Genomic DNA, 25420 nt, shown 5'->3' with positions numbered 1-25420 from the left:
CCCGACAATCTCAAGCCTGGAAAAGATCCTGCTCCAGCAGCAAGCTCTGCCGATCACTGTCCAGCCTTACACGAGCCCCCAACGGCAAGCACACATTCGGGTCACAATGCCCACTGCGCCACCCGGCCAGCACCGGCACACCCAGCGGCGCGAAGATATCCTCCAGCAGGGGCGTCAACGCCGCAGTGGTAATCCCGGCAAAGTCCCCCACCAGCACACCCTTCACCCCCTCCAGCTTGCCTGCCAGGCGCAGCTGGGTCAGCAAGCGATCCACCCGGTAAAGCGGCTCGTTGACGTCCTCGATGAACAGGATGCAGCCCTGCGTATCCAGCTCGGCAATCGTCCCCAGGGTCGCGCCCAGCATCGACAGGTTGCCGCCCAGCAGCGGCCCGCTGGCCACCCCATGCAGCACGCTGCTCAATGCGAAGTCAGCAGGGTGCACGATCTGCTCACCTGCCCGCACATGCCCACCCAGCTGCGCCAGCAACGAAGTCTCGGTTGGCGGCAACTTGGCCCCCAGCAGGTCGGCATTGAGCATCCCGCCATGGAAGGTGAGCAGCCCGGTATGCCGGTAGATCGCCGTGTGCAGCGCGGTTATGTCGCTGTAACCGATCAGTGGCTTGGGGTTGCGCCGGATCAGTTCGAAATCGAGCTGGTCGAGCAGGCGCATGCTGCCGTACCCCCCACGCATGCACAGAATGGCGTCGATGGCCGGGTCGGCAAAGGCATCATGCAGGTCCTGTAACCGCTGCCGGTCCGGCCCCGCCAGATAGCCTTGGGCCTGAAGGGCTCCCGGATAGATGCGGCAGCTGTAGCCTCTATCAACGAACCACTGGTTGACCTTGTGCGTATCCAGCCGCGCCGCGCCCGCCGGGGCGACAATGGCAAAACAGGCATCACGCGGCAGCGCGGCTGGCAGGCTGGGTTGGAAGGTTTCGGCGCAATTCATCGCGGCTCCTTGCAGCGCGTGTGGCACAAACAAAAATGCCGATGCGGCCCTTCGGCGCGCATCGGCATGCGTGGCTCTGTGCTTGGCTCAGAGCTTGATCTTGGCTTCGTGAGCCTGCTGGTCAGCGTGGTACGAAGAACGCACCAACGGGCCGGAAGCGACGTTCTTGAAGCCCATCTTGTAACCTTCCTCGGCGAACCAGGCGAAGGTGTCCGGGTGAACAAAACGCTGCACCGGCAGGTGGCTGCGCGACGGCTGCAGGTACTGGCCGAGGGTGAGCATGTCGATGTCATGCTCGCGCATACGGTGCATCACTTCGATCACTTCCTCGTCGGTCTCGCCCAGGCCGAGCATCAGGCCCGACTTGGTCGGTACGTGCGGCACCAACTGCTTGAACTTCTGCAGCAGGTCCAGCGACCAGTCGTAGTCCGAACCCGGGCGCGCGGCCTTGTACAGGCGCGGTACGGTCTCGAGGTTATGGTTGAACACATCCGGCGGCTCTTGCGCGGTGATCTCCAGGGCAATATCCATGCGCCCACGGTAGTCCGGCACCAGGGTTTCCAGCTGTACGCCCGGCGACAGCGCACGGATTTCGCGGATGCAGTCGGCAAAGTGCTGGGCACCACCGTCACGCAGGTCGTCGCGGTCCACCGAGGTGATCACCACGTACTTCAGGCGCAGGTCGGCGATGGCGATGGCCAGGTTCTTCGGCTCGTCCAGGTCCAGCGGTTTCGGCCGGCCGTGGCCAACGTCGCAGAACGGGCAACGACGGGTGCAGATGTCACCCATGATCATGAAGGTGGCGGTACCACCGGAGAAGCACTCGCCCAGGTTCGGGCAGGATGCCTCTTCGCATACGCTGTGCAGCTTGTGCTTGCGCAGCAGTTGCTTGATGCGGTCTACCTCGGGCGACACCGGGATACGCACGCGGATCCAGTCGGGCTTCTTCGGCAGCTCTTCGGTGGGGATGATCTTCACCGGAATGCGCGCCACCTTTTCGGCACCACGCAGCTTGACCCCGGCTTCCACCTTCTTCGGCGCTTGGCGCGGGGTGGCATCCTGGGTAGGTATCAGGTTCGGCACGGCTTCTTGCACAGTTGTCATATTCAGTCGATTCCGCCCGTGAGGGTCGTCTGCTCAGCGTAGTCGAGGTGCTTGACCAGCTGTCCGCGCAGCCTTGTCCTGACCTCGTCGAGTTCGATCGGGCCTGCCAGGTCGCGCAGCTGGGTCATCGCCAGCCCCGCATAGCCGCAGGGGTTGATTCGGCGGAATGGCGCGAGGTCCATGTCCACGTTCAGGGCAAGGCCGTGGAACGAACGGCCGTTGCGGATTCGCAGGCCGAGGGAGGCGATTTTCGCTCCGTCGACATAGACGCCCGGGGCATCGGGCTTGGCCGCGGCCTGGACATCGTAACTGGCGAGCAGGTCGATGAGGGTCTGCTCGATACGGCTGACCAGCTCACGCACGCCAAAGCCCAGCCGGCGCACATCCAGCAGCAGGTAGGCCACCAGCTGCCCGGGGCCATGGTAGGTCACCTGGCCACCGCGATCGGTCTGCACTACCGGGATGTCGCCCGGCACCAGCAGGTGCTCGGCCTTGCCGGCCTGGCCCTGGGTGAAGACCGCGGGGTGCTCGACCAGCCAGACTTCATCCTGGCTGTCCGGGCTGCGCTGCTCGGTGAAGCGACGCATGGCCTCCAGCACCGGTTCGTAGGGCTGCAGGCCAAGCTCGCGAAAACCGAGGCAGGCGGACATCAGAGCACCATTTTCACGATGCCGGTAGCGCGCAGGGCGCTGTTGATATCGTGCAGCTGGTTCTCGCTTTCGGCAACGATGTGCAATTGCACGGTGGTGTACTTGCCTTCCTTGCTCTGGCGCTCGGCCAGGGTGGAAAGGTCGACCTTCGCGTGCTTGCTCAGGATCTCGATCACCGTGTCCTTGAAGCCGACAACGGTGTCACCGATGACCTTGATCGGGTAATCGTCGCAGGGGAATTCGATCTTGTGCGACTTGACGTCTGGTTCGCTCATGGCGGAAACGGCCTCGTAAGCCGTGGCAACAACAACGCCCCCGCAGGATACGCGGGGGCATGCAGGTCACGTATCAGTTGAACAACCCGTAGAAGAATAGACGGATGCTATCCCACATACGGCGGAAGAAACCACCTTCCTCGACGCCATCGAGGGCGATCAGGTCGGCGCTGTGAACCACTTTCTCGTCCAGTTTGACTTCCACTTTGCCGATCACGTCACCTTTGGCGATTGGCGCGGTGAGCTGCGGGTTCATGGTCATCGAAGCCTGCAGGCGCTTCAATTGGCCTTTAGGCATAGTCAGGGTCAGGTCGTTGGCCAGGCCAGCTTTCACTTCGCCAGTCGCGCCCTTCCAGACCGGCGACTTGGTCAGCTCGGTACCCTTCTGGTAGAAGGTCTGGGTTTCGAAGAAGCGGAAGCCATAGGTCAGCAGCTTCTGGGTCTCGGCAGCACGCGACTGCTCGCTGTTGGTGCCGAAGACCACGGCGATCAGGCGCTGGCCATCGCGAACGGCCGAAGCCACCATGCAGTAGCCGGCTTCGTCTGTGTGGCCGGTCTTCAGGCCGTCGACAGTCTTGTCACGCCACAGCAGCAGGTTGCGGTTTGGCTGCTTGATGTTGTTCCAGAAGAACTCTTTCTGCGAGTAGATGGCGTAGTGGGCCGGGTCGACATTGATGATCGCACGGGCCAGGGTAGCCATGTCGTGGGCCGACGAGTAATGGTCCGGGTGCGGCAGGCCGGTCGGGTTCATGAAGTGGCTGTTGGCCATGCCCAGGTCGGCAGCGGTCTTGTTCATCATGTCGGCGAAGGCGTCTTCGCTGCCGGCGATGTGCTCGGCCAGGGCGACCGAGGCGTCGTTGCCGGACTGGATGATGATGCCGTGCAGCAGGTCGCTGACGGTCACCTGGCTGCCCACCTTGATGAACATGCGCGAACCGCCGGTCCGCCAGGCGTTTTCGCTGACGGTAACCGGGTCGTTTTCACCGATCTGGCCGCGACGGATGTCCAGGGTGGCGATGTAGGCCGTCATCAGCTTGGTCAGGCTGGCAGGCGGCAGGCGCTCGTCACCGTTGTTCTCGACCAGCACGTTGCCGCTGGACGCATCCATGAGTACGTAGGACTTGGCTGCCAGTTGCGGTGGCGCCGGCGTCATCTGCTCAGCCGCGAAGGCGGCAGGCGTGATCATCAGCAGTACGGGCAGGCAAAGTCGTTTGGCAAGGTTGGTGATGTTCATCCGTCTCTCGAAAATCGCTAATGGTCTGATGTTCCCTGGGCAAGATCATGTGCCCAGCGCCAGTCAGTCTAGTTTTTGCGGCCGTAGGCCTGGCTCGCAATGTGCGGCTTTATGTCGCTGCGGGCAAAAGCCGACATTGTACATGCCCGCGCCCGTCAATTCATGACAAAACCGACAGTTTGGTGTTGCCTTCTTCGCGGGCGCGCCCGCTCCCACAGGGTTTCGCATGCCCTGTGGGAGCGGGCGTGCCCGCGAAGAAGGCAACGCGGTCAGTCAGCTGTGACCAGCTTGGCCTGCCCAAGGTTCGCCAGGCGGATGCTGTCCTGCGCTTGCTGGATCTCGCCCTGGCTGTTGATCGGCCCGAGGCGCACGCGGTGCAGGGTCTGCTGGTTACGCACGATCGAGCTGATGAACACTGGCGCGCTGACCATGCTGCTGAGCTTGGAGCGCAGCAGTTCGGCGGCGTCCGGGTTGGCGAAGGCACCCACCTGCAGGAAGCTGCCGCCACTGCCGGCCGGCACGTTGTTGCCGGCCACCTGCACCGGCACCACCGGCGCTGCATGCTGCTGGGGCGGCGGGGTCCATTGCTCGACGCGCCCGGTACTGGCCGGGATCGCCTGGGTCTGGGCCACCTGGGGCTCCTTCAGCACCATCGGTGGCGTCTGGCCACGCTGGGCCCACCACTGCTGCGGGTCGATACCTTCGACGCGCACGTGCGCGGTGCCAATCTCGGCATAACCGAGCTTTTTCGCCGCGGCATAGGACAAGTCGATGATGCGGTCCGAATAGAACGGCCCACGGTCGTTTACCCGCAAGATCACGCTACGGCCGTTGGCCAGGTTGGTCACCCGCACGTAGGCCGGCAGCGGCAGGGTCTTGTGCGCCGCGCTCATGCCGTACAGGTCGTACAGCTCGCCGTTGGCGGTGTTCTGGCCGTGGAACTTGGTGCCATACCACGACGCGGTACCTTCCGCGCGATAATTGCGCGAGTCCTGCATCGGGTAGTAGGTCTTGCCCAATACCGTGTACGGGTTGGCCTTGTAGTTGCCGGTGTGCACGGTTGGCGTGGCGTCGGGGATCTTGTTCACATCCACGTCCCACCACGGCGCGCCGTCCTTGTGCGCGCGGTTGATGTCCAGGCCCGGCTGGGTGCGCACCACGTTGCCACTGCTTTGCTGGGGCGGGCGGTTGGACGAACAGCTGGCCAGCACCACGCCCACGGCGAGGCAGGTGAGCAGCTTGAAAGATTTGCCAGAGATGATTGCGCGCATTACTTGACGCCCCGTGCTTGAACCAGCTGTTCCGATAGCTGATGCACCGCCATGGCATACATCACGCTGCGGTTGTAGCGAGTGATCGCGTAGAAGTTCTTCAGGCCCATCCAGTACTCGGGGCCATTGTCGCCCTCGAGACGGAAGGCGGTAACCGGCAGATCATCGCGCAACGAATCATGGACCGACCAGCCAAGCGTGCGCAACTCCCCAACGGTTTTTACCGGCTCGATGCCGGTGGTCAGGCCTTCGTCGGCGCGCCCACCGTCCACCCAGGCGCGGCTGACCACACCTTCGCCGGGCACCCAGCCGTGGCGCTTGAAGTAGCTGGCCACGCTGCCAATGGCATCGTCCGGGTTGTTCCAGATATTGATGTGGCCGTCGCCGTCGAAGTCCACCGCGAAGTTGCGGAAGCTGCTCGGCATGAACTGCGGCAGGCCCATTGCACCAGCGTAGGAGCCTTTGAGCGTCAGCGGGTCGAGCTGTTCCTCACGGGCCAGCAGCAGGAACTCGCGCAGCTCCTTGCGGAAGAATTCCGCCCGTGGCGGGTAGTCGAAGCCCAGGGTCGACAAGGCATCGATCACCCGGTAGTTACCGGTGTTGCGGCCAAAGAAGGTTTCCACGCCGATGATGGCAACGATGTACTGCGCCGGCACGCCATATTCCTGCTCGGCACGGGCCAGCACCGCTTCGTGCTGGCGCCAGAAGTCCACACCGCGGGCAATACGCGCGTCAGTGATGAACATCGGCCGGTAGTCCTTCCACGGCTTTACCCGTTCGGCCGGGCGCGAAATGGCGTCGAGGATCGACTGCTTGCGCTGCACCTCCGCGAACACACCCATCAGCTGCTCAGGGGCAAAGCCATAGTCGCGGCTCATTTCGCCAACGAACTGGGCCACCTGCGGCGAGCCCTGATAATCGCCGGCATGGGCCAGCTGTACAGCGCCGAACAGGCCCACCGCGCCGATCCACGGCGCACAACGGGCAGCCCAGTTACGCACTGCTTGCATGAAATTCTTCACCTTATTCAAACCTGAGCGATCCATTTGCGGTGCGTGTGGATCGACATCAGAACGCCAAACGCTGACAGCAGCGTCACCAACGAAGTTCCGCCATAGCTGATGAAGGGCAGCGGCACGCCCACCACGGGCAGAAGGCCGCTGACCATACCGATATTGACGAACACGTACACAAAGAAGGTCATGGTCAGGCTGCCCGCCAGCAGCTTGCCGAACAGGGTCTGCGCCTGGGCGGTGATCATCAGGCCACGGCCGATCAGCAGCAGGTAGACGATCAGCAGCAGGCAGATGCCGACCAGGCCGAATTCCTCGCCGAGCACGGCGATGATGAAGTCTGTGTGGCTTTCCGGCAGGAAATCCAGGTGCGACTGGGTGCCGAGCAGCCAGCCCTTGCCGAACACACCGCCCGAGCCGATCGCCGCCTTCGACTGGATGATGTTCCAGCCAGTGCCCAACGGGTCGCTTTCCGGGTCGAGGAAGGTCAGTACCCGTTGCTTCTGGTAGTCATGCATGACGAAGAACCACATCGCCACCGCCACTGGCACCGCAGCCGCCAGTACGCTGAGGATCCAGCGCCAGCGCAGCCCGCCCATGAACAGCACGAAAGCCCCGGAGGCGAGGATCAGCAGCGCCGTACCCAGGTCGGGCTGGCGCACGATCAGGATGAACGGCACGCCGATCAGCACCAGGCTGATCGCCACATGCTTCAGATGCGGCGGCAACGTGCGCTTGGACAGATACCAGGCGATGGTCGCCGGCATGATGATCTTCATGAACTCCGAGGGCTGGAAGCGGATCACCCCGGGGATGTTGATCCAGCGCGTGGCGCCCATGGCGTTGTGGCCCATCACGTCCACCACCACCAGCAACAGCACCCCGGCCAGGTAGGCCAGCGGCACCCAGCGAGCCATGAAGCGCGGCTCCAGCTGGGCGATGATGAACATCGACACCAGGCCGATGCCGAACGAGGTGGCCTGCTTGAGCAGCAGGTCCCAGTTCTTGCCACTGGCCGAATACAGGACGAACAGGCTGCCGGCCGCGAGGGTCAGCAGAATGATCAGCAAAGGGCCGTCGACGTGGATGCGCTGCAGAAAGCTGGCGCGCCGACGCATCACATCCTCGCTGGAGAGCATGCGATCGAAATTGTTCATCACAGGGCTGATTCCTGGGTAACCGTGGCAGGCGCGAACTCGGGCTTGAGCCGGCCGTTTTCGTCGAGCAACCAGGCGTCCATCACCTGGCGCACCACCGGGGCGGCGACGCCCGAGCCGGACTCCCCGTTCTCGACCATCACCGAAACCACGATCTTCGGGTCCTCGGCCGGGGCGAAGGCGACGAACAGGGCGTGGTCGCGGTGGCGCTCCTGAAGCTTGTTGCGGTCGTACTTCTCGCCCTGCTTGATCGCCACCACCTGGGCGGTACCACTCTTGCCGGCAATGCGATATTGCGAGCCGATGGCCGCCTTGCGTGCGGTACCGCGGGCATTGTGCATCACCTGCTCCATGCCATGGGTAACCTTGGCCCAGTCGGACTTGTCACGCAGTACGATGTTTTCCATGGGGTTGTCATCCACCGGCGGCTGGCCTTCGATGGTCTTGGCCAGGTGCGGGCGGTTCCACACGCCCTTGTTGGCGATCAGCGCAGTGGCCTGGGCCAGTTGCAGCGGCGTGGCCTGCATGTAGCCCTGGCCGATGCCGAGGATCAGGGTTTCGCCGGGGAACCAGGCCTGGCGGCGGGTGGCGCGTTTCCATTCACGCGATGGCATCAGCCCGGCGGATTCCTCGAACATGTCGAGGGAAACCCGCTGGCCGATGCCGAACTTGTTCATGTAGCTGGACAGCCGATCGATGCCCATCTTGTGGGCGAGGTCGTAGAAGTAGGTGTCGTTGGAGCGCATGATCGCGGTGTCCAGGTCGACCCAGCCATCGCCCGAACGGTTCCAGTTACGGTATTTGTGGTCGTAGTTGGGCAGCTGGTAGTAGCCCGGGTCGAACACCCGGCTGCCGGCATTGACCACGCCGCTGTCCAGGCCGGCGATGGCCACCGCCGGCTTGATGGTCGAACCTGGCGGGTACAGGCCGCGCAGCACGCGGTTGAACAGCGGTCGGTCGATCGAGTCGCGCAGTTCGGCATAGGCCTTGAAGCCGATGCCGGTGACGAACAGGTTGGGGTCGAAGCTGGGCTGGCTGACCATCGCCAGCACCTCGCCGGTACGCGGGTCGAGCGCCACCACCGCACCACGCCGGCCCCCCAGGGCAGCCTCGGCGGCCTCCTGCAGCTTGATGTCCAGGCTCAGCACGATGTCCTTGCCCGGTTTCGGGTCGGTGCGCTTGAGCACCCGCAGCACACGGCCTCGGGCGTTGGTCTCGACTTCCTCGTAGCCCACCTGGCCATGCAGGTCGGCTTCGTAGAAGCGCTCGATGCCGGTCTTGCCGATGTGGTGGGTGCCGCTGTAGTTCACCGGGTCGAGGGTTTTCAGCTCTTTCTCGTTGATCCGCCCCACATACCCCACCGAATGGGCGAAATGCGCGCCCTGCGGGTAATGGCGCACCAGCTGGGCCACCACTTCCACGCCCGGCAGGCGGAACTGGTTCACCGCCACACGGGCGATCTGCTCTTCGTTGAGTTCGAACAGGATCGGCACCGGCTCGAACGGCCTGCGGCCCTGGCGCATGCGCTTCTCGAACAGGGCGCGGTCGTCAGGCGTCAACTCCAGCACTTCGACGATGGTATCCAGCACTTCCTGCCAGTTACCCGCACGTTCGCGGGTCATCGACAGGCTGAAGCTGGGCCGGTTGTCGGCGACGATCACCCCGTTGCGGTCGAAGATCAGCCCGCGGGTCGGCGGGATCGGCTGCACATGCACCCGGTTGTTCTCCGACAGCGTCGAGTGATAGTCGTGCTGGATGACCTGCAGGTAGTACAGACGCGCAATCAGCACGCAGATAAGCAGCATGATCGCGACTGCGCCGACCACGACGCGGTTGCGCACCAGGCGGGCGTCTTTCTCGTGGTCCTTGAGACGGATCGGCTGCGACATCGGACTGCTTACAGGCTCATTTATGGTAAGGATGCCCGGACAGCACGGTCCAGGCGCGGTAGATCTGCTCGCCGATGAGTATCCTTACCAATGGGTGCGGCAAGGTCAGCGGCGACAGCGACCAGCGTTGCTCGGCGCGCGCACAGACCTCGGGCGCCAGGCCTTCCGGGCCGCCCACCATCAAATTCACCGTGCGCGCATCCAGGCGCCAGCGGTCCAGCTCGGTCGCCAACTGCTCGGTACTCCAGGGCTTGCCATGGACCTCGAGGGTGACGATGCGTTCCCCTGGCTGAACCTTGCTCAGCATGGCTTCGCCCTCCTGACGGATCAGGCGGGCGACGTCGGCATTCTTGCCACGGGTGTTCAGCGGGATTTCCACCAGCTCCAGCGACAGCTCGGCGGGCAGGCGCTTGGCATATTCATGCCAGCCTTCCTCGACCCACTTCGGCATGCGCGAGCCGACCGCGATCAGGCGCAGACGCACAGCGCTTTCCTTATTCCCGGTCCTTGAGCTTATCGGAGTACTCGTGGGCATGGTCCGGGCTGTGGTGCTTGCCATCGGCGGCACGGCTTTGCTCGGCACCCTGCCACAGGCGCTCCAGGTCGTAGAACTGGCGGGCAGCGGCGGTCATCATGTGCACGATGACATCGTTCAGGTCCAGCAGCACCCAGTCGCTGTCGCCCTTGCCTTCTTCACCCAGCGGCTGGGCACCCTTGGCCTTGACCGCTTCGCGGACCTTTTCCAGCATCGCATTGATCTGGCGGTTGGAAGTACCGGTGGCGATGATCATGTAGTCGGTCAGGCTGTGCTTTTCGCGCACGTCGATGACCTGGATGTCCTGGGCCTTGACGTCTTCCAGCGCTGCCTTGGTCAGGGCAACCAGTTCTTCGCCGTGGATTTTCTGCTTGGTCATATAAAACTCGTTCAACTCGTTGGATGAGGCGCCAGAGGCACCGTCAGTTAGGTGCACGATACAGTTCGTGCGCCTCGATGTAGGCCAGTACGGCGTCCGGCACCAGGAACCTCACCGATTTGCCGCTGGCCAGCAGCTGTCGGATCTGTGTAGCCGACACCGCAAGCGGCGTCTGCCAGACGAACGAAATGTTTCCCGCCGGGCCGGACAAGGCGGTGGGATCGCTCTCCGAGCGCGCAGCCAGCAGGTTGCGCAGCTCGTCAGGGGGTTCTACGTCGGCATCCGGGCGTTGCAGCACCAGGATGTGACAGTGTTGCAGCAATTCTTCCCAGCGGTGCCAGCCGGGCAGGCCACAGAAGGCATCCCAGCCCAGCACCAGGAACAACTGGTCGTTAGCGGCCAGTTCGGCGCGGATCGATTCCAGCGTGTCGATGGTGTACGACGGTTTGTCGCGCGCCAGTTCGCGGGCATCCACGCTCAGGCAGGGCACGCCCTGTACAGCGCCTTGCACCATGGCCAGGCGGTCCTGCGCGGCCACCTGCGGGGTGTCGCGGTGCGGCGGCCGGGCGTTGGGCAGCAGGCGCAGTTCGTCCAGCCCCATGAACTCGGCCACTTCCAGCGCGCTGCGCAGGTGGCCGATGTGCACGGGATCGAAGGTGCCGCCAAGAATGCCGATGCGCCGGACTGCCTGGGCCTTGCTCAACTCAGCAGGACTCCTGGCCGCGCAGCTGGCCGTCACCGATCACCACGTACTTCTCGCAGGTCAGGCCTTCCAGGCCGACTGGGCCGCGGGCATGCAGCTTGTCGGTGGAAATGCCGATTTCCGCACCCAGGCCATACTCGAAGCCGTCGGCGAAGCAGGTCGGGGTATTGAGCATGACCGACGCCGAGTCGACCTCGGCCATGAACTGGCGGGCTTCAGCCTGGTGTTCGCTGATGATCGAATCGGTGTGGTGCGAGCCATAGTGGTTGATGTGCTCGATGGCCTGGTCCAGGCCGTCGACCACACGGATCGACAGGATCGCGTCCAGGTACTCGGTGTGCCAGTCGGCCTCGGTGGCCGGTTTGGCCTCGATGATCGCCCGGGTGCGCTCGCAGCCACGCAGCTCGACGCCCTTCTCCTGGAAGCGGCGGGCCATTTCCGGCAGGAAGCGCTCGGCCACCTGCTGGTCGACCAGCAGCGTTTCCATGGCGCCACAGATGCCGTAGCGGTAGGTCTTGGCGTTGAACGCCACACGCCAGGCCTTGTCCAGGTCGGCATGCTGGCTGACGTAGACGTGGCAGATACCGTCCAGGTGCTTGATCACCGGCACGCGAGCATCGCGGCTGATGCGTTCGATCAGGCCACGGCCACCGCGCGGCACGATGACGTCGACGAATTCCGGCATGCTGATCAGCGCGCCCACGGCTTCGCGGTCGGTAGTCTCGACCACCTGCACCACGGCTGCCGGCAGGCCGGCGGCGGCCAGGCCACGCTGGATGCAGGTGGCGATGGCGCGGTTGGAGTGGATGGCTTCGGAGCCGCCACGCAGGATGGTCGCGTTACCCGACTTCAGGCACAGGCTGGCGGCATCGATGGTCACGTTCGGGCGCGATTCGTAGATGATCCCGATCACCCCCAGCGGCGTGCGCATCTTGCCGACCTGGATACCGGATGGGCGGTAGCTCATGTCGCGGATGGCACCGACCGGGTCCGGCAGGCTGGCCACCTGGCGCAGGCCGGTGATCATGCCGTCGATACGCGCCGGGGTCAGCGCCAGGCGGTCGAGCAGCGCGGGCTCCAAGCCATTGGCACGGCCGGCGGCCAGGTCCAGCTCGTTGGCAGCGGTCAGCTCTGCACGAGCGGCGTCCAGCGCATCGGCGGCAGCTTGCAGGGCGCGGTTCTTCTGCGCGGTGCTGGCACGGCCGATCACCCGGGAAGCCTCACGGGCAGCGCGACCCAGGCGGGTCATATAGTCAAGAACGGACTCAGTCATGGGTTCGGTGTCTTGGCGAAGGGGAAATCGGCTGATTATAACTGGCGCGCAGGTGTACGCCCAGCGGCGGGTGGCGGATGGTAGAAAATGGCTGGGGCATTGTGTAGGAAAGATGTAACCGGGGTTATCGAAATTTCTATCTCCTGTCAGTGCCCTTTCACGGGTAAACCTGCTCCCACAGGGATTGCACAAGGCCTGGGACCTCCGAGGTACCTGTGAGCGGGCGAGCCCGCGAAAGGGCCGGCACTGCCAACATCCCACTCGATTCAGCCTCGATTAAGCTATTCATTGCTATCATCCCCGCCGTCCCAGCCACGAACCGCCCGCATGCCAGCCTTGCCCGACAGCTTTTTCGACCGCGACGCCCAGACCCTGGCCAAGGCCCTGCTGGGCAAAGTCATCCGCCATCGCCACGGCGACCTGTGGCTGGCCGCGCGCATCATCGAGACCGAGGCCTACTACCTCACCGACAAAGGCAGCCACGCCTCGCTCGGCTACACCGAAAAGCGCAAGGCGCTGTTCCTCGATGGCGGGCACATCTATATGTACTACGCGCGCGGCGGCGACTCGCTGAACTTCAGCGCCCACGGGCCAGGCAACGCGGTGCTCATCAAGTCTGTCGTATAATACCTGTAACGCCAAGGCTCACAGGTATCAAGCAATGCCGCGTCTAATCTCATACGTTCGTATGTCCACAAGCGAGCAGTTAAAGGGGTTTTCGCTGGAACGTCAGCGAAACCTGATTGCAGATTTTGCCCGAAAAAATGGGCTGTCGCTTGAAGATAGTCATATTCTTGAAGACATTGGACGTTCATCGTTTTCAGATGATACAGAGCAAAAAGAACTTACAAAATTCTTTGAAGACCTTGGAAATGATAAATTTCAAAAAGGTGATGTTTTTGCATTAGAAAATATTGATCGTCTTACACGTCGTGGTCCAATTGACGCTTTAATGAAGGTTAATCAAATAATTTCAAAGGGTTTGAAATTAGCGATTATCAGTGATAAAGAACAACGTATCCTTGAAGAAATTGACGTTTTTTCAATTATCACATTGTCTATTGACGCATCCCGTGCAAATAAAGAAAGTCAAGTTAAGTCAGATAAGGGATTACAGAATTGGGCTTTTAAGCGTGAGCTTGCTGCTACTCATAAAATTGCTATGACAGCCCAAGCACCAGCTTGGATTGATACAGAAACCTATTACATAATGGACGAAACAAAGAACAAGCAAGTAAAGCGTCGTCGTTATGTTTTGAATGAAGATCGAGCCAAAACGGTAAAACTGATTTTTGAACTATTCCAAAATGGTAATGGTTCATTGAAGATCAAGAATATTCTCAATGAACAAAATATCCCAACATTTAAAGGCATTGAATATTGGGAACCTTCTACCATCTCAAAGATAATTCGAAATCCAGCAACATATGGAATGTATCAACCAAAGAAACAAAACACCGGAAAACGTGACTTGGTGGCCATTGGTGAACCAATTGAAAACTATTTCCCAGCAGTGATAGGCAAAGAAGTTTTTGACCAGTGCCAACAGATTACAGCCACCAACACCACCAGAAAAGGACGTAGAGGTAAACTATTCACAAACCTTTTCACAGGTTTATTGAAGTGTGCCGATTGTGATGGTCCTATTCATTTGCTCAATCCCGGCATTGATAAACGTGCAAAAAACCCAAAACCAGTAAACTACTTAATTTGTAAAAAAGGTAAGTTCACTAAAGAGTGCATCACAAAAAGACTTCGTTATGAAGACTTTGAGAATGTAATGCTTAAAGCTATCCAAGAAATCAATCTTGCAGATGTTCTACATGAAAATAATCCACTTGAAAACCTAATCAAGCAACAAAGGAACTTACAAGCAGATATTGAGAAAAAGAAAAAGCTGCTTGAAAACTTTGAGCGAAACTTTGTTGAGAACGATGGTGATTTGCCTTCGTTTATGATTGCACAAGCCAAACAAGCAGAAATAGACATTAAATCTCTTGATAGTGAAATCAAATCTATTCGGCTTGAAATATCTCAATTGAATGTTTATAACTCAAACATAGACAATGCAATTGATGAATTAAAAGTCAATGGCACCTATGAGGCACGGTCAAAAATCAATCTCATCTTGCATGAAATAATTAAGCATATTGTCATTGATTTTGAACTTGATGATTATGGTGTGATGTTCAAAAATGGTGCCAAGCGATTCATTAACAATGGCATTATTCAAAATGTGTTCAGGACAGAAAACACCAAGCAACGTGATGATGAAATCAACGAGATTTTGAATCACAAGAACTAATTTACTATCTGCTTTTATTTCCAGAATACGGCCACCTTCTTAGGTGGCTTTTTTATTCCTATACCTTTCCTATACCAGTCCTAGGCAGTCTCCTAGGTAGCTTCCTAGACACGCCATCAATAACTATTGTTCCTATACACTATTGAAATCTTTTAAACTTGAGTTAGCATAATAATATGAAGTCAAGAGAAAAGAAGGCGAGCAATGGGAATGTATAGGAAAAAACTTCGTTTTTATCCTACCGTTCAAAAGTCTTCGACATTTTTCACTTACTTCCCTGCTCGATTTTCTGCACTTCGTTTGAAAATAAAATCAAAAGCAGGTAGCTGAAATGTCTTCGGACATTCCAGAAAATAAACATATTACGAGGACAACTATGAGTAAGAAAAAAAGAAATGGTGAGCAATTTAATGTCAGAGTTTCAAAAGAAGCAAAAGACAAAATTGTTGCTAATGCAGCTTTGCTGGGCATTAGTCAGGCGAAGTACATTGAACATCTAGCAGTTAATGGGTGCAATGTTATCGAGATAAGAAATGAAAGATTTATCGAGTATGTTGGGAAGGCAGAGGCTGACTTGAATAAAATGGGAAATAATTTAAATCAAATGGCAAGGGCAATTAATTTGGGGAAAGTGGATTTGGTAGAGAAAAATATTGAGTTGTTCAATAATGCAAAAAAAACCTTTGACCAACTTTATTCAAAGCTTGTTGAGCACGAAGAAAAAATCACTTTAAAATAAACAGCCGCAGGATAGTATGATAAGAGAGAAATTGAGCACGCAGAAGTCAAAAGGAGAAACACAAAACACCCTTGGATATGCTTTGAAGAAATCAGCCCTTATAGAGAGCAACAGACTTCAAACAGGAACAACGCAAGAATTTATAGAGTTTCTAGCCAAGAAATTCGATAAGGCTTGCAAAGGCAAGCAGCAAAATACCAGTTTTCACGAAATGGTATCTTTTGACCCATCCGACAAAATCACACCCGAACAAGCTCTTGCCATAGCAAAAGAACTTTATTCAGATACTCACGGATTAAACCGTGAGCACGCTTTTGCTGTCCATACAGACACTAAACAAATCCATGTCCACTTTGTATGGGCACCCAGAGACTTCAACAATAAAATATATAATCAAGTTGATGATTACAGAATTATTGAAGCTAAATTGACTGAGCTTGAACATAAGCACAATCTATTTAAAGTCGAAAATAGGAAATCTTTAAACCCTGACTTAGAAACAAAACCACCAGAGAGCAACCACGAAAAAGCTCTTGAAGTAAGAGGTATCAAATCACATAAAAAACAATTCAAGTCTCAAATTGAAAAGCTTTCATTGGTGCAACCACAACAACGGCTTTCCTTGCTAACCTTCACAAGCAAGGGTTTGACATTATCCCGAATGGACAGAACTCCTATTCATTAGAAAAAGAAGGCCAAACATTCAAGGCCAGTGAGTTAGGTATTCAACACTCGAAACTAAAAAACAAGCTTCAAGAGCAGCACCAATTCAGTCAATTGATGGAGCACTATTCAAAAAAAGCTCGTAGATACAATGATGAATTAAACCTTTCTACAAATGAAGATGTTGAATTTCTTAAAAGAATAAATACAAAACTGTCCTTGAAAAGAAATTTACACATCAAGAATCCGGCAACAATGTGGAGCACTTCTTTAAAAACTCTACCAGCCAGAAGGCTTTTGAATACCACAAAGACCCTTCAAAAGTTACATTTCAAGACTTATCAAGAGACAGTATAAAAGCTGGACTTCAACGCCTAACAACTGACATGAAGAAGCCGGGGCCGCTCTATGTGAATGGCCCAGAATACGCAAAAAAGAAAATGTGGATGGAGTTCAAGATGATGAACCTTGAAGATAAAGGTTTCACATTGTCAGGATATAAACCCACTCAACAAGACTTGAAAGAGCTTGAACAAAGAAAAGCTGACTATGAATTACAAGCTCAAAAATGGAAGACCAAGAAAGCCGTAGAGCCACCTAAACCAGTTGAGCCTGTCGTGCCTACACCCGTTGAGAACGCACTAGAGAAGGCCACAGAACCAACAAGTCAGGTTGAACAAGAACAGGTTGCACCTACTAATGATGATTTGATTGATGACTTGATGAAAGAGTTTGAGCTATCCAACCCTATACCTGTCGCAGAGGCTCCTACGAAAGTCATAGAGACACCTAAACCAGATGAGCCTATTGCGAGTGACCTTTACACACCGATTGCCCCAGAGCCGCTTGCAGAGCCTGAAAGTCGCAAGATTGATGGCGACTATTCAACATACTCTGATGATGAACTTGTTGAAGCGTTTGAAGGCATACAGAAAAAACTTGATAAGAAACTCTTCACTGGAACCAGCAAAAGTGATATTGCCGGACATAGATACGTGGACAGACAAAATCTAATCTATGAAAGAAAGGGCGAGGTGAAACGCCAATATGATTTGAGGCAGGACTTTTATGAAGTGTTTGATGAAATTAAGGAAAGAGACCCAGCAGCAGCAAAACAGCTTGAACAAGCATTTAAAGCACATATGGCAAACAAAAGAGCAGTAACGTTTGACTTAAAGCCACAGTTAAAAAATAGCCCTATCAGGGCTTTTTATTTGTTAATTCTTTCAAGTTCTCTTGTTTACTGACATGCTCCATACGATTCAAGATATACGCCATCAAACCCTTTTGTCTTAGGTCACTGACTAATCTTTCCGCATAATCATTATTTTTTACGCAAGAATAAGTTTTTGATTTAGGGATACTGACAAAAACCTTGCAACCGTCCCTGTGAACAGGGTCAATTATCGCAACATATAAATCACTAAATTCATGTGATTTGTAAGAGCTTTCGGAATAATTCATCGCTAAAAAATTTATCGTTGGTTGCACTCTGTCATCACACAATTCAGCACCAGTTTTTTCAACTGGAGTTTCATTTGAGCTGTCAGGATTTTCAGGCGTTACTGGATCGACAGGATTTGAACCCACATCGCTCGGTCTTGTGAATGTGATACTGTCATCAGTTAAAAAACCACCAGATGCTTGCTCGATTGGGATTTTAACAATATATTCAGCATTTGCATTAAATGTTGTTGCTATTGCGATTGCTATTACTAAGTATTTAACTCCATTCATATATCCCTCATTGCTTATTAGTTCTCTTGTATTTCTTTATCTCAACATCAAGATGTATGTTGGTTTCAAAACCATTAATCCTGTAACTTTTCACATATTGCTCTATGCAAGCATTTAGAAAACTTGCTAATGAAAAATCGTTTTTCTTTGTGATTTCTAATGCCTCATTCATTAGCCCTTGCTCAGATTTCAATAAATAAACCTTAACCTTCCTTTTCATATAACACCTTTGTTCTAGTATTACATCCATTAAATCATGCAATTGCAACTTGTCAATAGATGTATATACTTTTATTTAAGTTGGCGTAATAAAACCAGCGTTAGCTGGCTGACAGAGTTCAGATTGATTAGACCTTTAAGCAGTTGTCCCAATACTCATAAGGAACCTTACTTTGGTCTACCAAGGCTTTAAATTCGCCGTCAACGGTATCATAAAATAAGTCGCACTCGCTATCATTGTGTATGCTCTTAATATTCTCATACATACCATCTATGCCAAATTTTTTAATAGACTTTAAGACTTCTTTCTTTCCGCTAGCCACTAGTATTAATTTCATATTGTTGTTCTCCAGTTTGTTAGTTACAATGTAACATGCGATTATAAATAATCAATAGATAAATATATATTTATTTTCCGGCTGCAGTATCAAACAATGAAACATCTACTATCTTGCAAGTTGATTTGATATCAATTACTTCATCAGTCACCAAATCAATTATGTATTTACCTGCTAGACTTTTTCCAAATACATCGCCCAGCAAATCATCTTTCATGATTTGTATTTCATTGAAGACCCTCATTATTTTTAGCTTTCCATTAACAAACATCGAGAAGCCAATAAAGTCGTTTTTCTCAATAAACATGAATGCTTTATCAAGGTTTTCATTTTACCTTTAAAAAATGGTTTCTTTTTAATTCTCTCCATAATGAAAGCGTGTTTTTAACGCCGAACATTGCATATCTACGCACACCCCACAAAGCTTGAACAGCTCTAACTTTTTTGTGATTTGAAATTTCCAACTTATCTATATTTAGAACGCCGCCCTTCAACTCGAAATCCATATTGAATGACTTAGTTAGATATTTCATCACGTATGATGTTGCCTTGCTTTTCTTTGTGTCAATTTCTTCAATTCTAACGGCATTTTCAGAATGCCTAAAATGTTTGTTAATCAATATGACTAATTCGTCAAAATGCTTTTTGTTTACATACATTAAAGCGTGCTTGTGAAAACATTGGTCTTTGTGTGGCTCGACAGCCCAGAAACCATTCATCTCAATCTTATGTCTATGGATGTCTTTTCTAAAAGCATTCCACAAACCTTTTAAATAGTCATTGCTTTCTTTTGGCGTTGAACCATCCCAAGAACTAACGCCTTTTGACGGCATTGGGTGAAACCTTGCCGGAGCGGTAAAAGTTATGAAAAGAGGCTTGTAGTCAAGTCTCTTTGCGTATGCGTCTAATGACATAACTTGAATATATATCTCAGCAAATCTTTGTTTTTCAGTGCTTGCTACTTTTGATAGCGGGATTTTCTTGTTGTTTGCATAGACAACGTATTTGCTCAATATGTATTCATATTGTTTTTGTTCGTCAGTTTCTCTATTGCGAACAACTTCATCACTACAAATCTCATATGCTTGACCCGAACCAATTAAACCTGAGTGCATCTTTGAAAGTTCGCTTCGTTGCTTTTGTATCCTTTTTATTTGTGATTTGAGCTTTTTCTCATCAGTAATATTGATTAGCTTGTCTTTTATAGTTGACCCTTTGATATCTTTAATTTTGATGTTGTAGCCAATATTCCAGTTATGATTTATATGTGAGAGCACGTTTTCGCCGCACTCGTCATTTTTGAGATTTCTTTTCTTAATAATGAGATTTTCTTGAATTCTCTTGAAAACAAACGTGATATTTTGACGATTTCGTTCAAATCGCCATCGAGAGCATATTTATGCTGTATCTTCCAACATTTATATTCTTCGCAATTTGCAACCCAAGTCTTTTTTTGCTCAAGATTTCGTATTTCTTTGACTAATGCTTTATGGTTTCTTTCTGATGAATTGTTTAACTTGTTTTGATAATATTCCTTCGAAGTCAGTTTCTTTTCGATAGCTCGCTCATAAACATACTGTGCCTCGCATTCTGCAAAGAATAATTTAGCAGTGAGATTTTCAAGTGTTATGCGATGCGGAATAAATATCATAGTTTAAAATGTGGTTTCATATATATACATTTACCACAGGACAAAATCTTGTCAATAGAAGTATATATTTAATGCAGCTTATATTTTCAAGAAGCAAAATAGTTAAATTATCCCATAAAATCAGCTTGCGACACTTATTTAAGAGTTATCCAAGGAGAGCAAAATCAAAATCAAAAGCAAAAAAAAACCAGCATTTTGCTGGTTTGTTTAAATTATTTCTGTTTGGGTTATGTGATATGCAGCAACGAAATGCGTTAAAAATTTCGTTCCGTTTCGTGTTCCACCCCTTCCACTAACAACATAAGCAATAGGCTTGGCATTAGCCTTTACTTTTCTATTATTTAATCTCCAATATCCCGCAGTATCAATATCTTGCGGCTTCACATTAAAAAGCAAACCTTTTTGTCTTTCGTAAAATTTCAGTTGTGGATTATCCTGCATCAATCTCTCTTTTTCATTTATCAATCTGTCAATTACTGCTTTTCTTCTCATATTGTTATATATATATTGCCTTGCTATCAATATAGCATTTTTTTATAAAAAATCAAATCGCATGTAACTATAAGTAATATTCAAAAGCATCAAAGTCAAAAGCATCTGGGTATTGCGAACTTTGTTCGCTAATTAAAACCATGGCGTCGATGTTTAGTAACATTCCTGAAAGTCAATTTTATAACTGTTCTTTGGTTCGGGGATATGTCCCCGAGCCTCAAAAGAATTTGGTGCTTCAAAAGTCATCAAGGCTAGTAATTTTTCTAAAAATTAAAATTCATAAAATAGCCCTTTTTAGAGCTTGAAATTTCTTTCGTGTATAACAATACCGATAATAAAAACGTAGCGTATTTTGTCCGATTCCGTTAGTTCATTGAAAATTAAGTTCGACGTTATTTTCTTTTTTTATGAACTTTTTTTGAGTTTTAAGTTTTGAGGGCAGTCAATAAATGGCTTAAAATCAACTAAATATCGTGTCAATAGCAAATTGAAAATATATTTAAGGTTGGATAGTAATTGTCAAAATTTAAAAATTAGCGTTCGACCTTAATCGGTGCTTTTATATAAAATTTTATATGTGCTCAATTTTCATGCTTGAACAAGTTCAACCACAAAAATCGACCTTGAGTAAAATGGCGGCGAATGCAGACGATTCCTACAGGTAAAATATGGACGACTTGATCAAGTCGGCCTATCCTTGGCAGGACGCCCGCTCGGGGCCGAACAGCCTGGCACAGATGCAACTGAACAACCCCGATGCCAGCGGCAACCTCCGCCCGCCCGAGCGCCTGTGTGCGGGGCAGACCTTGCTGTGCCGGGCCCTGGGCCTGAAGGTGCCGCACTGGGACGCCCAGCGTTTTGACGCCGAGCGCCTGTACGTGGAGGATTGCGGCAACATCGTGCCACGGGTGATCCAGGCCGCCCGCCTGGGCATCCCGCATGGCCGCGACGAGCACCTGCCCTACCGTTTCGTCGATGCTGAGTACGCCCGTTTCTGCACGCGGAACCCGTTACGTCGCGGCCAAGTCGAAGGCCGCGACTTCTTCATTCTGGAACAAGGAAGCTGAACCATGGGCCAATGGCTCGACAGCCTGACTGGCTGGCTCAGCGCCAACCCGCAGTGGCTTGGCCTGGCGATATTCCTGGTGGCCTGCATCGAGTGCCTGGCCATTGCCGGCATCATCGTGCCAGGCACCGTGCTGCTGTTCGCGGTCGCGGTACTGGCCGGCAGCGGCGCCTTCAGCCTGGGCGAAACGCTGCTGCTGGGCTTTCTCGGTGGCCTGGTGGGCGATGCGTTGTCGTACACGGTGGGCAAGTACTTCCACCAGAACATTCGCAGGCTGCCCCTGCTGCGCCACCATCCGGAATGGATCGGCAGCGCCGAGGCCTACTTCCAGCGCTACGGCATCGCCAGCCTGCTGGTAGGGCGCTTCATCGGGCCGCTGCGGCCTATGCTGCCAATGGTCGCCGGCATGTTCGACATGCCGCTGCCGCGCTTCATCGCCGTCAGCCTGGTGGCCGGTGCCGGCTGGGCAGTGGCCTACCTGCTGCCCGGCTGGGCTACCGGCGCAGCCATGCGCCTGCCCTTGCCGGAAGGCTTCTGGCTGGATGCCGGGATCATCGCCGGCACCCTGGCAGTCATCATCGGGCTGAGCCTGAACACCAGCATTCGTGATCAACGCCACGGCACCCGGCTGATCGCAGGCATGAGTTTCCTGGCCTTGACCGGGGTCTTCCTCGGCTGGCCCTACCTGCACGAGTTCGACCAGGGCGTGATGACACTGGTGCAGGAGCACCGCAGCCAGGCCATCGATGGCGCCGTGGTGCTGGTGACCCGGCTGGGCGATTTCCGCACCCAGTTATTCCTCGGCGGGCTGCTGACGGGCCTGCTGCTGCTTGCCCGGCAGTGGCGGCATGCCATGTTCGCTGCGGGCGCACTGATGGGTACGGCGTTTGCCAACGGCACGCTGAAGTGGCTGTTCGCCCGGGCCCGCCCGGAAGTGCTGAGCGACCCGCTGACCAGCTACAGCATGCCCAGTGGGCACAGTTCGGCGTCGTTTGCGTTCTTCCTGGTAATGGCAGTGCTGGCCGGTCGCGGTCAGCCGCCGCGGATGCGCCTCACCTGGGTGATGCTGGGCTGCATTCCGGCGCTGGCGATTGCCCTGTCACGGGTGTACCTCGGGGCGCACTGGCCGACCGACATCCTCGCCGGGGCATTGCTGGCGTGCTGCGTGTGCGCGCTCAGCCTGGCACTGGCGCAGCGTCACCAGACGCTCCCGGCCTTGCCGCTGCGGGTTTGGTGGCTGGTGTTGCCGGCGTGTGTCGCGTTGCTGGCGTTCTTTGCCATGCATGCGCTGCCGCAGGCTTTGCTGCGGTATCAATATTGATGTCGCGTTTACCGGCCTCTTCGCAGCACAAGGCTGCTCCTACGGGGCTCTCGTCAGCCTGTAGGAGCAGCCTTGTGCTGCGAAGAGGCCGGCACTGGCAACACAGCAGTATCAGGCAAACAATTCACCCTGAATCCGCTCCAGCAGCTTCTGGATCTCCCCCAACCGCTCCTGCGGCGAGTCGAGGCTCAGCAAATCCAGCTTGTCCTCTTCCATGAACGGCAGCAGGTACGCCAACTGGTTGGCCAACGTCTGGCGCCCGTCCACAGGCCGCGGCATGTCCAGGGCTTCGACCATCGGGTGTTCACCCAGGGCCACCAGCAACGCCAGCAGGTCTTCGTCCGCCTCCAGCAACGGGCTGTCCGCCTGCTCCGGCAGCCATTGCACCTGCCCCACCAGCAACTGGTCCTTCTGCACCTCGGTGCTTTCCAGGTTGAAGCGCCGCACGCCTTCGACGCGGATACCCAGCAAGCCGTTATCCTGCTGCACGAAGTCACGGATCACCGCCTCGCAGCCGATCGAGGCGACCACCGGCGGCGCCTTGCCGACCTGCTCGCCTTCGAGGATGCACACCACACCAAAACCTTCGCCCCGCTTCATGCAGCGCCCGATCATGTCCAGATAGCGTGCCTCGAATATCTGCAAATCGAGGAAACAACCAGGAAACAGCACGGTATTGAGAGGAAACAGCGGTAGCGTCATCACAAGTCCTCAAGCCACCAGGCTGACCGCCAGCGGCAGGAACACCGCCGTGGCCACCCCCATCAGGCTCATCGCCAGCGCGGCAAAGGCGCCGCATTCGTCACTTTCCTGCAGGGCCACCGAAGTGCCCACTGCATGCGCGGTCACGCCCAAAGACATGCCACGGGCCTCGGGGCTATGCACGCCAAAACGGCTCAGCAGCGCCGGACCGAAGATTGCCCCGATAACCCCGGTAATCAGCACGAACACCGCCGCCAGGGCAGCCACGCCGCCAATCTGCTCAGCCACCAGCATGGCGATCGGCGAAGTGACCGACTTCGGCGCCATGGTCATCAGGATCATGTGCTCGGCACCGAACCACCAGCCCAGCAACAGGCAGCACAGCGTGGCGAACAGGCCTCCGACTACCAGCGTAGTAAATGTGGGCCAGAACAGCTGTCGGATACGCCGCAGGTTGAGGTAGAGCGGCACAGCCAGGGCTACGGTGGCAGGCCCCAGCAGGATGTTCATGATTTCGGTGCTCTTGCGATATTCGCTGTAGTCGATGCCACACACCAGCAACACGCCGATCACCAGCAGCATCGAGACCAGTACCGGCTGCAGGAAGATCCAGCGGGTCTTCTCGTAGGCCGCCAGCACCACCTGGTAGGCCCCAAGCGTGATGCCGATACCGAACAAGGGATGATGAACGACCGCATCCAGTGCGCCTTGCCAGTCGAGCATCATGGCTGCTCCTCGCTCCGGCCCTGACGGTGGATGAGCTTTTGCATCAACACGCCGACGAAAACCAGGGTCACCAGGCAGGAGATCAGCAAGGCACCGGCAATGGCCCAGAAGTCGGCGGCGATATCCCTGGCATACACCATCACCCCCACCGCTGGCGGCACCAGCAACAGCGGCAGGTAACGCAGAAGGCTGCTGGCGGCCTCGTTCAGCGGCTTGCCCACCTCACCACGGGCCATGAGGAAGAACAAAAGCAGCAACAGGCCGATGATCGGCCCCGGCAGAAACGGCACCAACAGATGGTTGATTGCCGTCCCCAGCAGCTGGAACAGCACCAGCCAGGTCAAACCACGCAACAGCATAAGCATCTCCCTCGGGCATGGCCGCCATTATAAGCATGTGCCGTCATATACCGATATTCGTCGAAAAACGTGCAACTTGACTGAAACGGTTCGCCGTGCTGATCTTGCACTTTCGTACCAACTGACAACCCGGAGAGTTCGCGATGCCCCATGTACCGGTTACAGAGCTTTCGCAGTACGTTGGTAAGGAACTGGGCCGCTCGGCCTGGCTGAAGATCGACCAGCAACGCATCAACCTGTTCGCCGAAGCCACGGGCGATTTCCAGTTCATCCATGTTGACCCGGAAAAGGCGGCAAAAACCCCGTTCGGCAGCACCATCGCCCACGGTTTCCTGACATTGTCGCTGATTCCCAAGCTGATCGAGGACATCCTGATTCTGCCGGAAGGGCTGAAGATGGTGGTGAACTATGGGCTGGACAGCGTGCGGTTCATCCAGCCGGTCAAGGTCGACAGCCAGGTACGGCTGAAGGTGGACCTGGCCGAAGTGACGGAAAAGAGACCAGGGCAATGGCTGCTAAAGGCGATTGCCACGCTGGAGATCGAGGGAGAAGAGAAGCCTGCTTATATAGCTGAGTCGCTTTCCCTCTGTTTTGTCTGACGCATTCCGGGGGCGCTTCGCGCCCTATTCGCAGCACAAGGCTGCTCCTACAGGGGTATGTGATCTCTTGT

Annotated in this window: 27 protein-coding genes and 2 pseudogenes; 8 read left to right on the top strand and 21 right to left on the bottom strand. The window is 54.6% G+C overall.

Annotation, left to right across the window (positions count from 1 at the left end):
* Window positions 1-10 precede the first annotated feature (10 nt).
* From GYA95_RS26940 to GYA95_RS26880, 13 genes are all read right to left on the bottom strand, one after another.
* Window positions 11-949 (bottom strand): S66 peptidase family protein, encoded by a 939-nt coding sequence (locus GYA95_RS26940; RefSeq protein WP_015271938.1) that lies wholly within the window; start codon window positions 947-949, stop codon window positions 11-13.
* An 87-nt stretch (window positions 950-1036) separates the two neighbouring features.
* Window positions 1037-2053 (bottom strand): lipoyl synthase, encoded by a 1017-nt coding sequence (gene lipA / locus GYA95_RS26935; RefSeq protein ID WP_015271939.1) that lies wholly within the window; start codon window positions 2051-2053, stop codon window positions 1037-1039.
* Between the two features lie 2 nt (window positions 2054-2055).
* Window positions 2056-2703 carry a lipoyl(octanoyl) transferase LipB gene (gene lipB / locus GYA95_RS26930; protein ID WP_013974352.1) on the bottom strand — a complete coding sequence of 216 codons (648 nt, stop codon included), beginning with the start codon at window positions 2701-2703 and terminating at the stop codon, window positions 2056-2058.
* The gene (locus GYA95_RS26925; RefSeq protein WP_003249736.1) at window positions 2703-2978 is read right to left on the bottom strand and encodes a DUF493 domain-containing protein; all 276 of its coding nucleotides are present in this window, start codon (window positions 2976-2978) and stop codon (window positions 2703-2705) included. The genes lipB and GYA95_RS26925 overlap by 1 nt, the downstream gene beginning before the upstream one ends.
* A 73-nt stretch (window positions 2979-3051) precedes the next feature.
* Window positions 3052-4212, bottom strand: coding sequence for a D-alanyl-D-alanine carboxypeptidase family protein (locus GYA95_RS26920; protein ID WP_013974353.1), 1161 nt, complete (start codon window positions 4210-4212; stop codon window positions 3052-3054).
* Between the two features lie 269 nt (window positions 4213-4481).
* Window positions 4482-5483 (bottom strand): septal ring lytic transglycosylase RlpA family protein, encoded by a 1002-nt coding sequence (locus GYA95_RS26915; RefSeq protein WP_013974354.1) that lies wholly within the window; start codon window positions 5481-5483, stop codon window positions 4482-4484.
* A complete protein-coding gene (gene mltB / locus GYA95_RS26910; RefSeq protein ID WP_015271940.1) occupies window positions 5483-6493 on the bottom strand; it encodes a lytic murein transglycosylase B in 1011 nt (336 codons plus the stop codon). Before mltB ends, GYA95_RS26915 begins: the two co-directional genes overlap by 1 nt.
* A gap of 17 nt (window positions 6494-6510) precedes the next feature.
* Window positions 6511-7614, bottom strand: coding sequence for a rod shape-determining protein RodA (gene rodA, locus GYA95_RS26905; RefSeq protein ID WP_015271941.1), 1104 nt, complete (start codon window positions 7612-7614; stop codon window positions 6511-6513).
* Window positions 7615-7652: 38 nt separating this feature from the next.
* A complete protein-coding gene (mrdA, locus tag GYA95_RS26900; protein WP_015271942.1) occupies window positions 7653-9542 on the bottom strand; it encodes a penicillin-binding protein 2 in 1890 nt (629 codons plus the stop codon).
* Between the two features lie 16 nt (window positions 9543-9558).
* Window positions 9559-10026 (bottom strand): 23S rRNA (pseudouridine(1915)-N(3))-methyltransferase RlmH, encoded by a 468-nt coding sequence (rlmH, locus tag GYA95_RS26895; protein ID WP_003249722.1) that lies wholly within the window; start codon window positions 10024-10026, stop codon window positions 9559-9561.
* A 10-nt stretch (window positions 10027-10036) separates the two neighbouring features.
* Window positions 10037-10456 carry a ribosome silencing factor gene (gene rsfS, locus GYA95_RS26890; protein WP_013974359.1) on the bottom strand — a complete coding sequence of 140 codons (420 nt, stop codon included), beginning with the start codon at window positions 10454-10456 and terminating at the stop codon, window positions 10037-10039.
* Window positions 10457-10499: 43 nt separating this feature from the next.
* Complete coding sequence (gene nadD / locus GYA95_RS26885; RefSeq protein ID WP_015271943.1) at window positions 10500-11159, bottom strand: nicotinate-nucleotide adenylyltransferase; 660 nt, start codon at window positions 11157-11159, stop codon at window positions 10500-10502.
* Between the two features lies 1 nt (window position 11160).
* Window positions 11161-12432: a glutamate-5-semialdehyde dehydrogenase gene (locus tag GYA95_RS26880; protein ID WP_015271944.1), complete on the bottom strand. Its 1272-nt coding sequence runs from the start codon at window positions 12430-12432 to the stop codon at window positions 11161-11163.
* 327 nt (window positions 12433-12759) lie between these two features.
* Here GYA95_RS26880 and GYA95_RS26875 point away from each other — a divergent pair.
* From GYA95_RS26875 to GYA95_RS26855, 5 genes and pseudogenes are all read left to right on the top strand, one after another.
* A pseudogene (locus tag GYA95_RS26875) lies at window positions 12760-13050 on the top strand (DNA-3-methyladenine glycosylase); the annotation flags it as partial.
* Window positions 13051-13093: 43 nt separating this feature from the next.
* Window positions 13094-14737 (top strand): recombinase family protein, encoded by a 1644-nt coding sequence (locus tag GYA95_RS26870; protein WP_161551532.1) that lies wholly within the window; start codon window positions 13094-13096, stop codon window positions 14735-14737.
* Between the two features lie 376 nt (window positions 14738-15113).
* Complete coding sequence (locus tag GYA95_RS26865) at window positions 15114-15476, top strand: plasmid mobilization protein (protein ID WP_160290982.1); 363 nt, start codon at window positions 15114-15116, stop codon at window positions 15474-15476.
* 31 nt (window positions 15477-15507) lie between these two features.
* Entirely contained in the window at window positions 15508-16161 is a 654-nt protein-coding gene (locus GYA95_RS26860) for a relaxase/mobilization nuclease domain-containing protein (RefSeq protein ID WP_161551531.1), read from the top strand.
* A 235-nt stretch (window positions 16162-16396) separates the two neighbouring features.
* Complete coding sequence (locus GYA95_RS26855) at window positions 16397-17386, top strand: hypothetical protein (protein ID WP_161551530.1); 990 nt, start codon at window positions 16397-16399, stop codon at window positions 17384-17386.
* On the opposite strand, the gene GYA95_RS26850 is transcribed toward GYA95_RS26855, so the two are convergent.
* From GYA95_RS26850 to GYA95_RS26830, 5 genes are all read right to left on the bottom strand, one after another.
* Window positions 17340-17876, bottom strand: coding sequence for a hypothetical protein (locus tag GYA95_RS26850; protein ID WP_161551529.1), 537 nt, complete (start codon window positions 17874-17876; stop codon window positions 17340-17342). The two genes, GYA95_RS26855 and GYA95_RS26850, sit on opposite strands and share 47 nt — an antisense overlap.
* A gap of 7 nt (window positions 17877-17883) precedes the next feature.
* A complete protein-coding gene (locus GYA95_RS26845; RefSeq protein ID WP_156342111.1) occupies window positions 17884-18096 on the bottom strand; it encodes a hypothetical protein in 213 nt (70 codons plus the stop codon).
* Window positions 18097-18503: 407 nt separating this feature from the next.
* On the bottom strand, window positions 18504-18650 hold the full coding sequence (locus tag GYA95_RS26840) for a hypothetical protein (RefSeq protein WP_161551528.1): 147 nt from the start codon (window positions 18648-18650) through the stop codon (window positions 18504-18506).
* Window positions 18651-18759: 109 nt separating this feature from the next.
* Entirely contained in the window at window positions 18760-19710 is a 951-nt protein-coding gene (locus tag GYA95_RS26835) for a replication endonuclease (protein ID WP_161551527.1), read from the bottom strand.
* Between the two features lie 581 nt (window positions 19711-20291).
* Window positions 20292-20525, bottom strand: a complete 234-nt coding sequence (locus GYA95_RS26830) for a hypothetical protein (protein WP_131727727.1) — start codon at window positions 20523-20525, stop codon at window positions 20292-20294.
* A 728-nt stretch (window positions 20526-21253) separates the two neighbouring features.
* Here GYA95_RS26830 and GYA95_RS26825 point away from each other — a divergent pair.
* Together GYA95_RS26825 and GYA95_RS26820 are read left to right on the top strand one after the other, a co-directional pair.
* Window positions 21254-21643 (top strand): annotated as a pseudogene (locus tag GYA95_RS26825) (DNA-3-methyladenine glycosylase); the annotation flags it as partial.
* A 3-nt stretch (window positions 21644-21646) separates the two neighbouring features.
* Window positions 21647-22963 (top strand): bifunctional DedA family/phosphatase PAP2 family protein, encoded by a 1317-nt coding sequence (locus GYA95_RS26820; protein WP_015271946.1) that lies wholly within the window; start codon window positions 21647-21649, stop codon window positions 22961-22963.
* Between the two features lie 111 nt (window positions 22964-23074).
* Here the strand turns inward: GYA95_RS26820 and GYA95_RS26815 are convergent, their stop codons facing one another.
* Genes GYA95_RS26815 through GYA95_RS26805 form a run of 3 tightly spaced genes read right to left on the bottom strand, consistent with a single transcriptional unit; the run spans window position 23075 to window position 24750 of the window.
* Window positions 23075-23665 carry an LON peptidase substrate-binding domain-containing protein gene (locus GYA95_RS26815; RefSeq protein ID WP_015271947.1) on the bottom strand — a complete coding sequence of 197 codons (591 nt, stop codon included), beginning with the start codon at window positions 23663-23665 and terminating at the stop codon, window positions 23075-23077.
* Window positions 23666-23674: 9 nt separating this feature from the next.
* Window positions 23675-24391 (bottom strand): LrgB family protein, encoded by a 717-nt coding sequence (locus GYA95_RS26810; RefSeq protein ID WP_013974365.1) that lies wholly within the window; start codon window positions 24389-24391, stop codon window positions 23675-23677.
* A complete protein-coding gene (locus tag GYA95_RS26805) occupies window positions 24388-24750 on the bottom strand; it encodes a CidA/LrgA family protein (RefSeq protein ID WP_003257558.1) in 363 nt (120 codons plus the stop codon). The genes GYA95_RS26810 and GYA95_RS26805 overlap by 4 nt, the downstream gene beginning before the upstream one ends.
* 143 nt (window positions 24751-24893) lie before the next feature.
* Between GYA95_RS26805 and GYA95_RS26800 the strand changes: the two genes are divergently transcribed.
* Window positions 24894-25349 carry a MaoC family dehydratase gene (locus GYA95_RS26800; protein WP_015271948.1) on the top strand — a complete coding sequence of 152 codons (456 nt, stop codon included), beginning with the start codon at window positions 24894-24896 and terminating at the stop codon, window positions 25347-25349.
* The last annotated feature ends 71 nt before the right edge of the window (window positions 25350-25420 follow it).

This window comes from Pseudomonas asiatica, from assembly GCF_009932335.1.
Classification (GTDB): Bacteria; Pseudomonadota; Gammaproteobacteria; order Pseudomonadales; family Pseudomonadaceae; genus Aquipseudomonas; species Aquipseudomonas asiatica.
This window is presented reverse-complemented; position numbering and strand designations above follow the sequence as displayed.

Coding starts and splice junctions, on each gene's coding strand:
- GYA95_RS26925 (WP_003249736.1), bottom strand. CDS start 2,978: ATGAGCGAACCAGACGTCAAGTCGCACAAGATCGAATTCCCCTGCGAC.
- GYA95_RS26845 (WP_156342111.1), bottom strand. CDS start 18,096: ATGAAAAGGAAGGTTAAGGTTTATTTATTGAAATCTGAGCAAGGGCTA.
- GYA95_RS26915 (WP_013974354.1), bottom strand. CDS start 5,483: ATGCGCGCAATCATCTCTGGCAAATCTTTCAAGCTGCTCACCTGCCTC.
- GYA95_RS26815 (WP_015271947.1), bottom strand. CDS start 23,665: ATGACGCTACCGCTGTTTCCTCTCAATACCGTGCTGTTTCCTGGTTGT.
- GYA95_RS26920 (WP_013974353.1), bottom strand. CDS start 4,212: ATGAACATCACCAACCTTGCCAAACGACTTTGCCTGCCCGTACTGCTG.
- lipB (WP_013974352.1), bottom strand. CDS start 2,703: ATGTCCGCCTGCCTCGGTTTTCGCGAGCTTGGCCTGCAGCCCTACGAA.
- lipA (WP_015271939.1), bottom strand. CDS start 2,053: ATGACAACTGTGCAAGAAGCCGTGCCGAACCTGATACCTACCCAGGAT.
- GYA95_RS26830 (WP_131727727.1), bottom strand. CDS start 20,525: ATGCAGGATAATCCACAACTGAAATTTTACGAAAGACAAAAAGGTTTG.
- GYA95_RS26805 (WP_003257558.1), bottom strand. CDS start 24,750: ATGCTGTTGCGTGGTTTGACCTGGCTGGTGCTGTTCCAGCTGCTGGGG.
- GYA95_RS26870 (WP_161551532.1), top strand. CDS start 13,094: ATGCCGCGTCTAATCTCATACGTTCGTATGTCCACAAGCGAGCAGTTA.
- mrdA (WP_015271942.1), bottom strand. CDS start 9,542: ATGTCGCAGCCGATCCGTCTCAAGGACCACGAGAAAGACGCCCGCCTG.
- mltB (WP_015271940.1), bottom strand. CDS start 6,493: ATGCAAGCAGTGCGTAACTGGGCTGCCCGTTGTGCGCCGTGGATCGGC.
- GYA95_RS26850 (WP_161551529.1), bottom strand. CDS start 17,876: ATGAATGGAGTTAAATACTTAGTAATAGCAATCGCAATAGCAACAACA.
- rsfS (WP_013974359.1), bottom strand. CDS start 10,456: ATGACCAAGCAGAAAATCCACGGCGAAGAACTGGTTGCCCTGACCAAG.
- GYA95_RS26940 (WP_015271938.1), bottom strand. CDS start 949: ATGAATTGCGCCGAAACCTTCCAACCCAGCCTGCCAGCCGCGCTGCCG.
- GYA95_RS26880 (WP_015271944.1), bottom strand. CDS start 12,432: ATGACTGAGTCCGTTCTTGACTATATGACCCGCCTGGGTCGCGCTGCC.
- GYA95_RS26800 (WP_015271948.1), top strand. CDS start 24,894: ATGCCCCATGTACCGGTTACAGAGCTTTCGCAGTACGTTGGTAAGGAA.
- GYA95_RS26840 (WP_161551528.1), bottom strand. CDS start 18,650: ATGAAAGATGATTTGCTGGGCGATGTATTTGGAAAAAGTCTAGCAGGT.
- GYA95_RS26865 (WP_160290982.1), top strand. CDS start 15,114: ATGAGTAAGAAAAAAAGAAATGGTGAGCAATTTAATGTCAGAGTTTCA.
- rodA (WP_015271941.1), bottom strand. CDS start 7,614: ATGCGTCGGCGCGCCAGCTTTCTGCAGCGCATCCACGTCGACGGCCCT.
- GYA95_RS26810 (WP_013974365.1), bottom strand. CDS start 24,391: ATGATGCTCGACTGGCAAGGCGCACTGGATGCGGTCGTTCATCATCCC.
- GYA95_RS26820 (WP_015271946.1), top strand. CDS start 21,647: ATGGGCCAATGGCTCGACAGCCTGACTGGCTGGCTCAGCGCCAACCCG.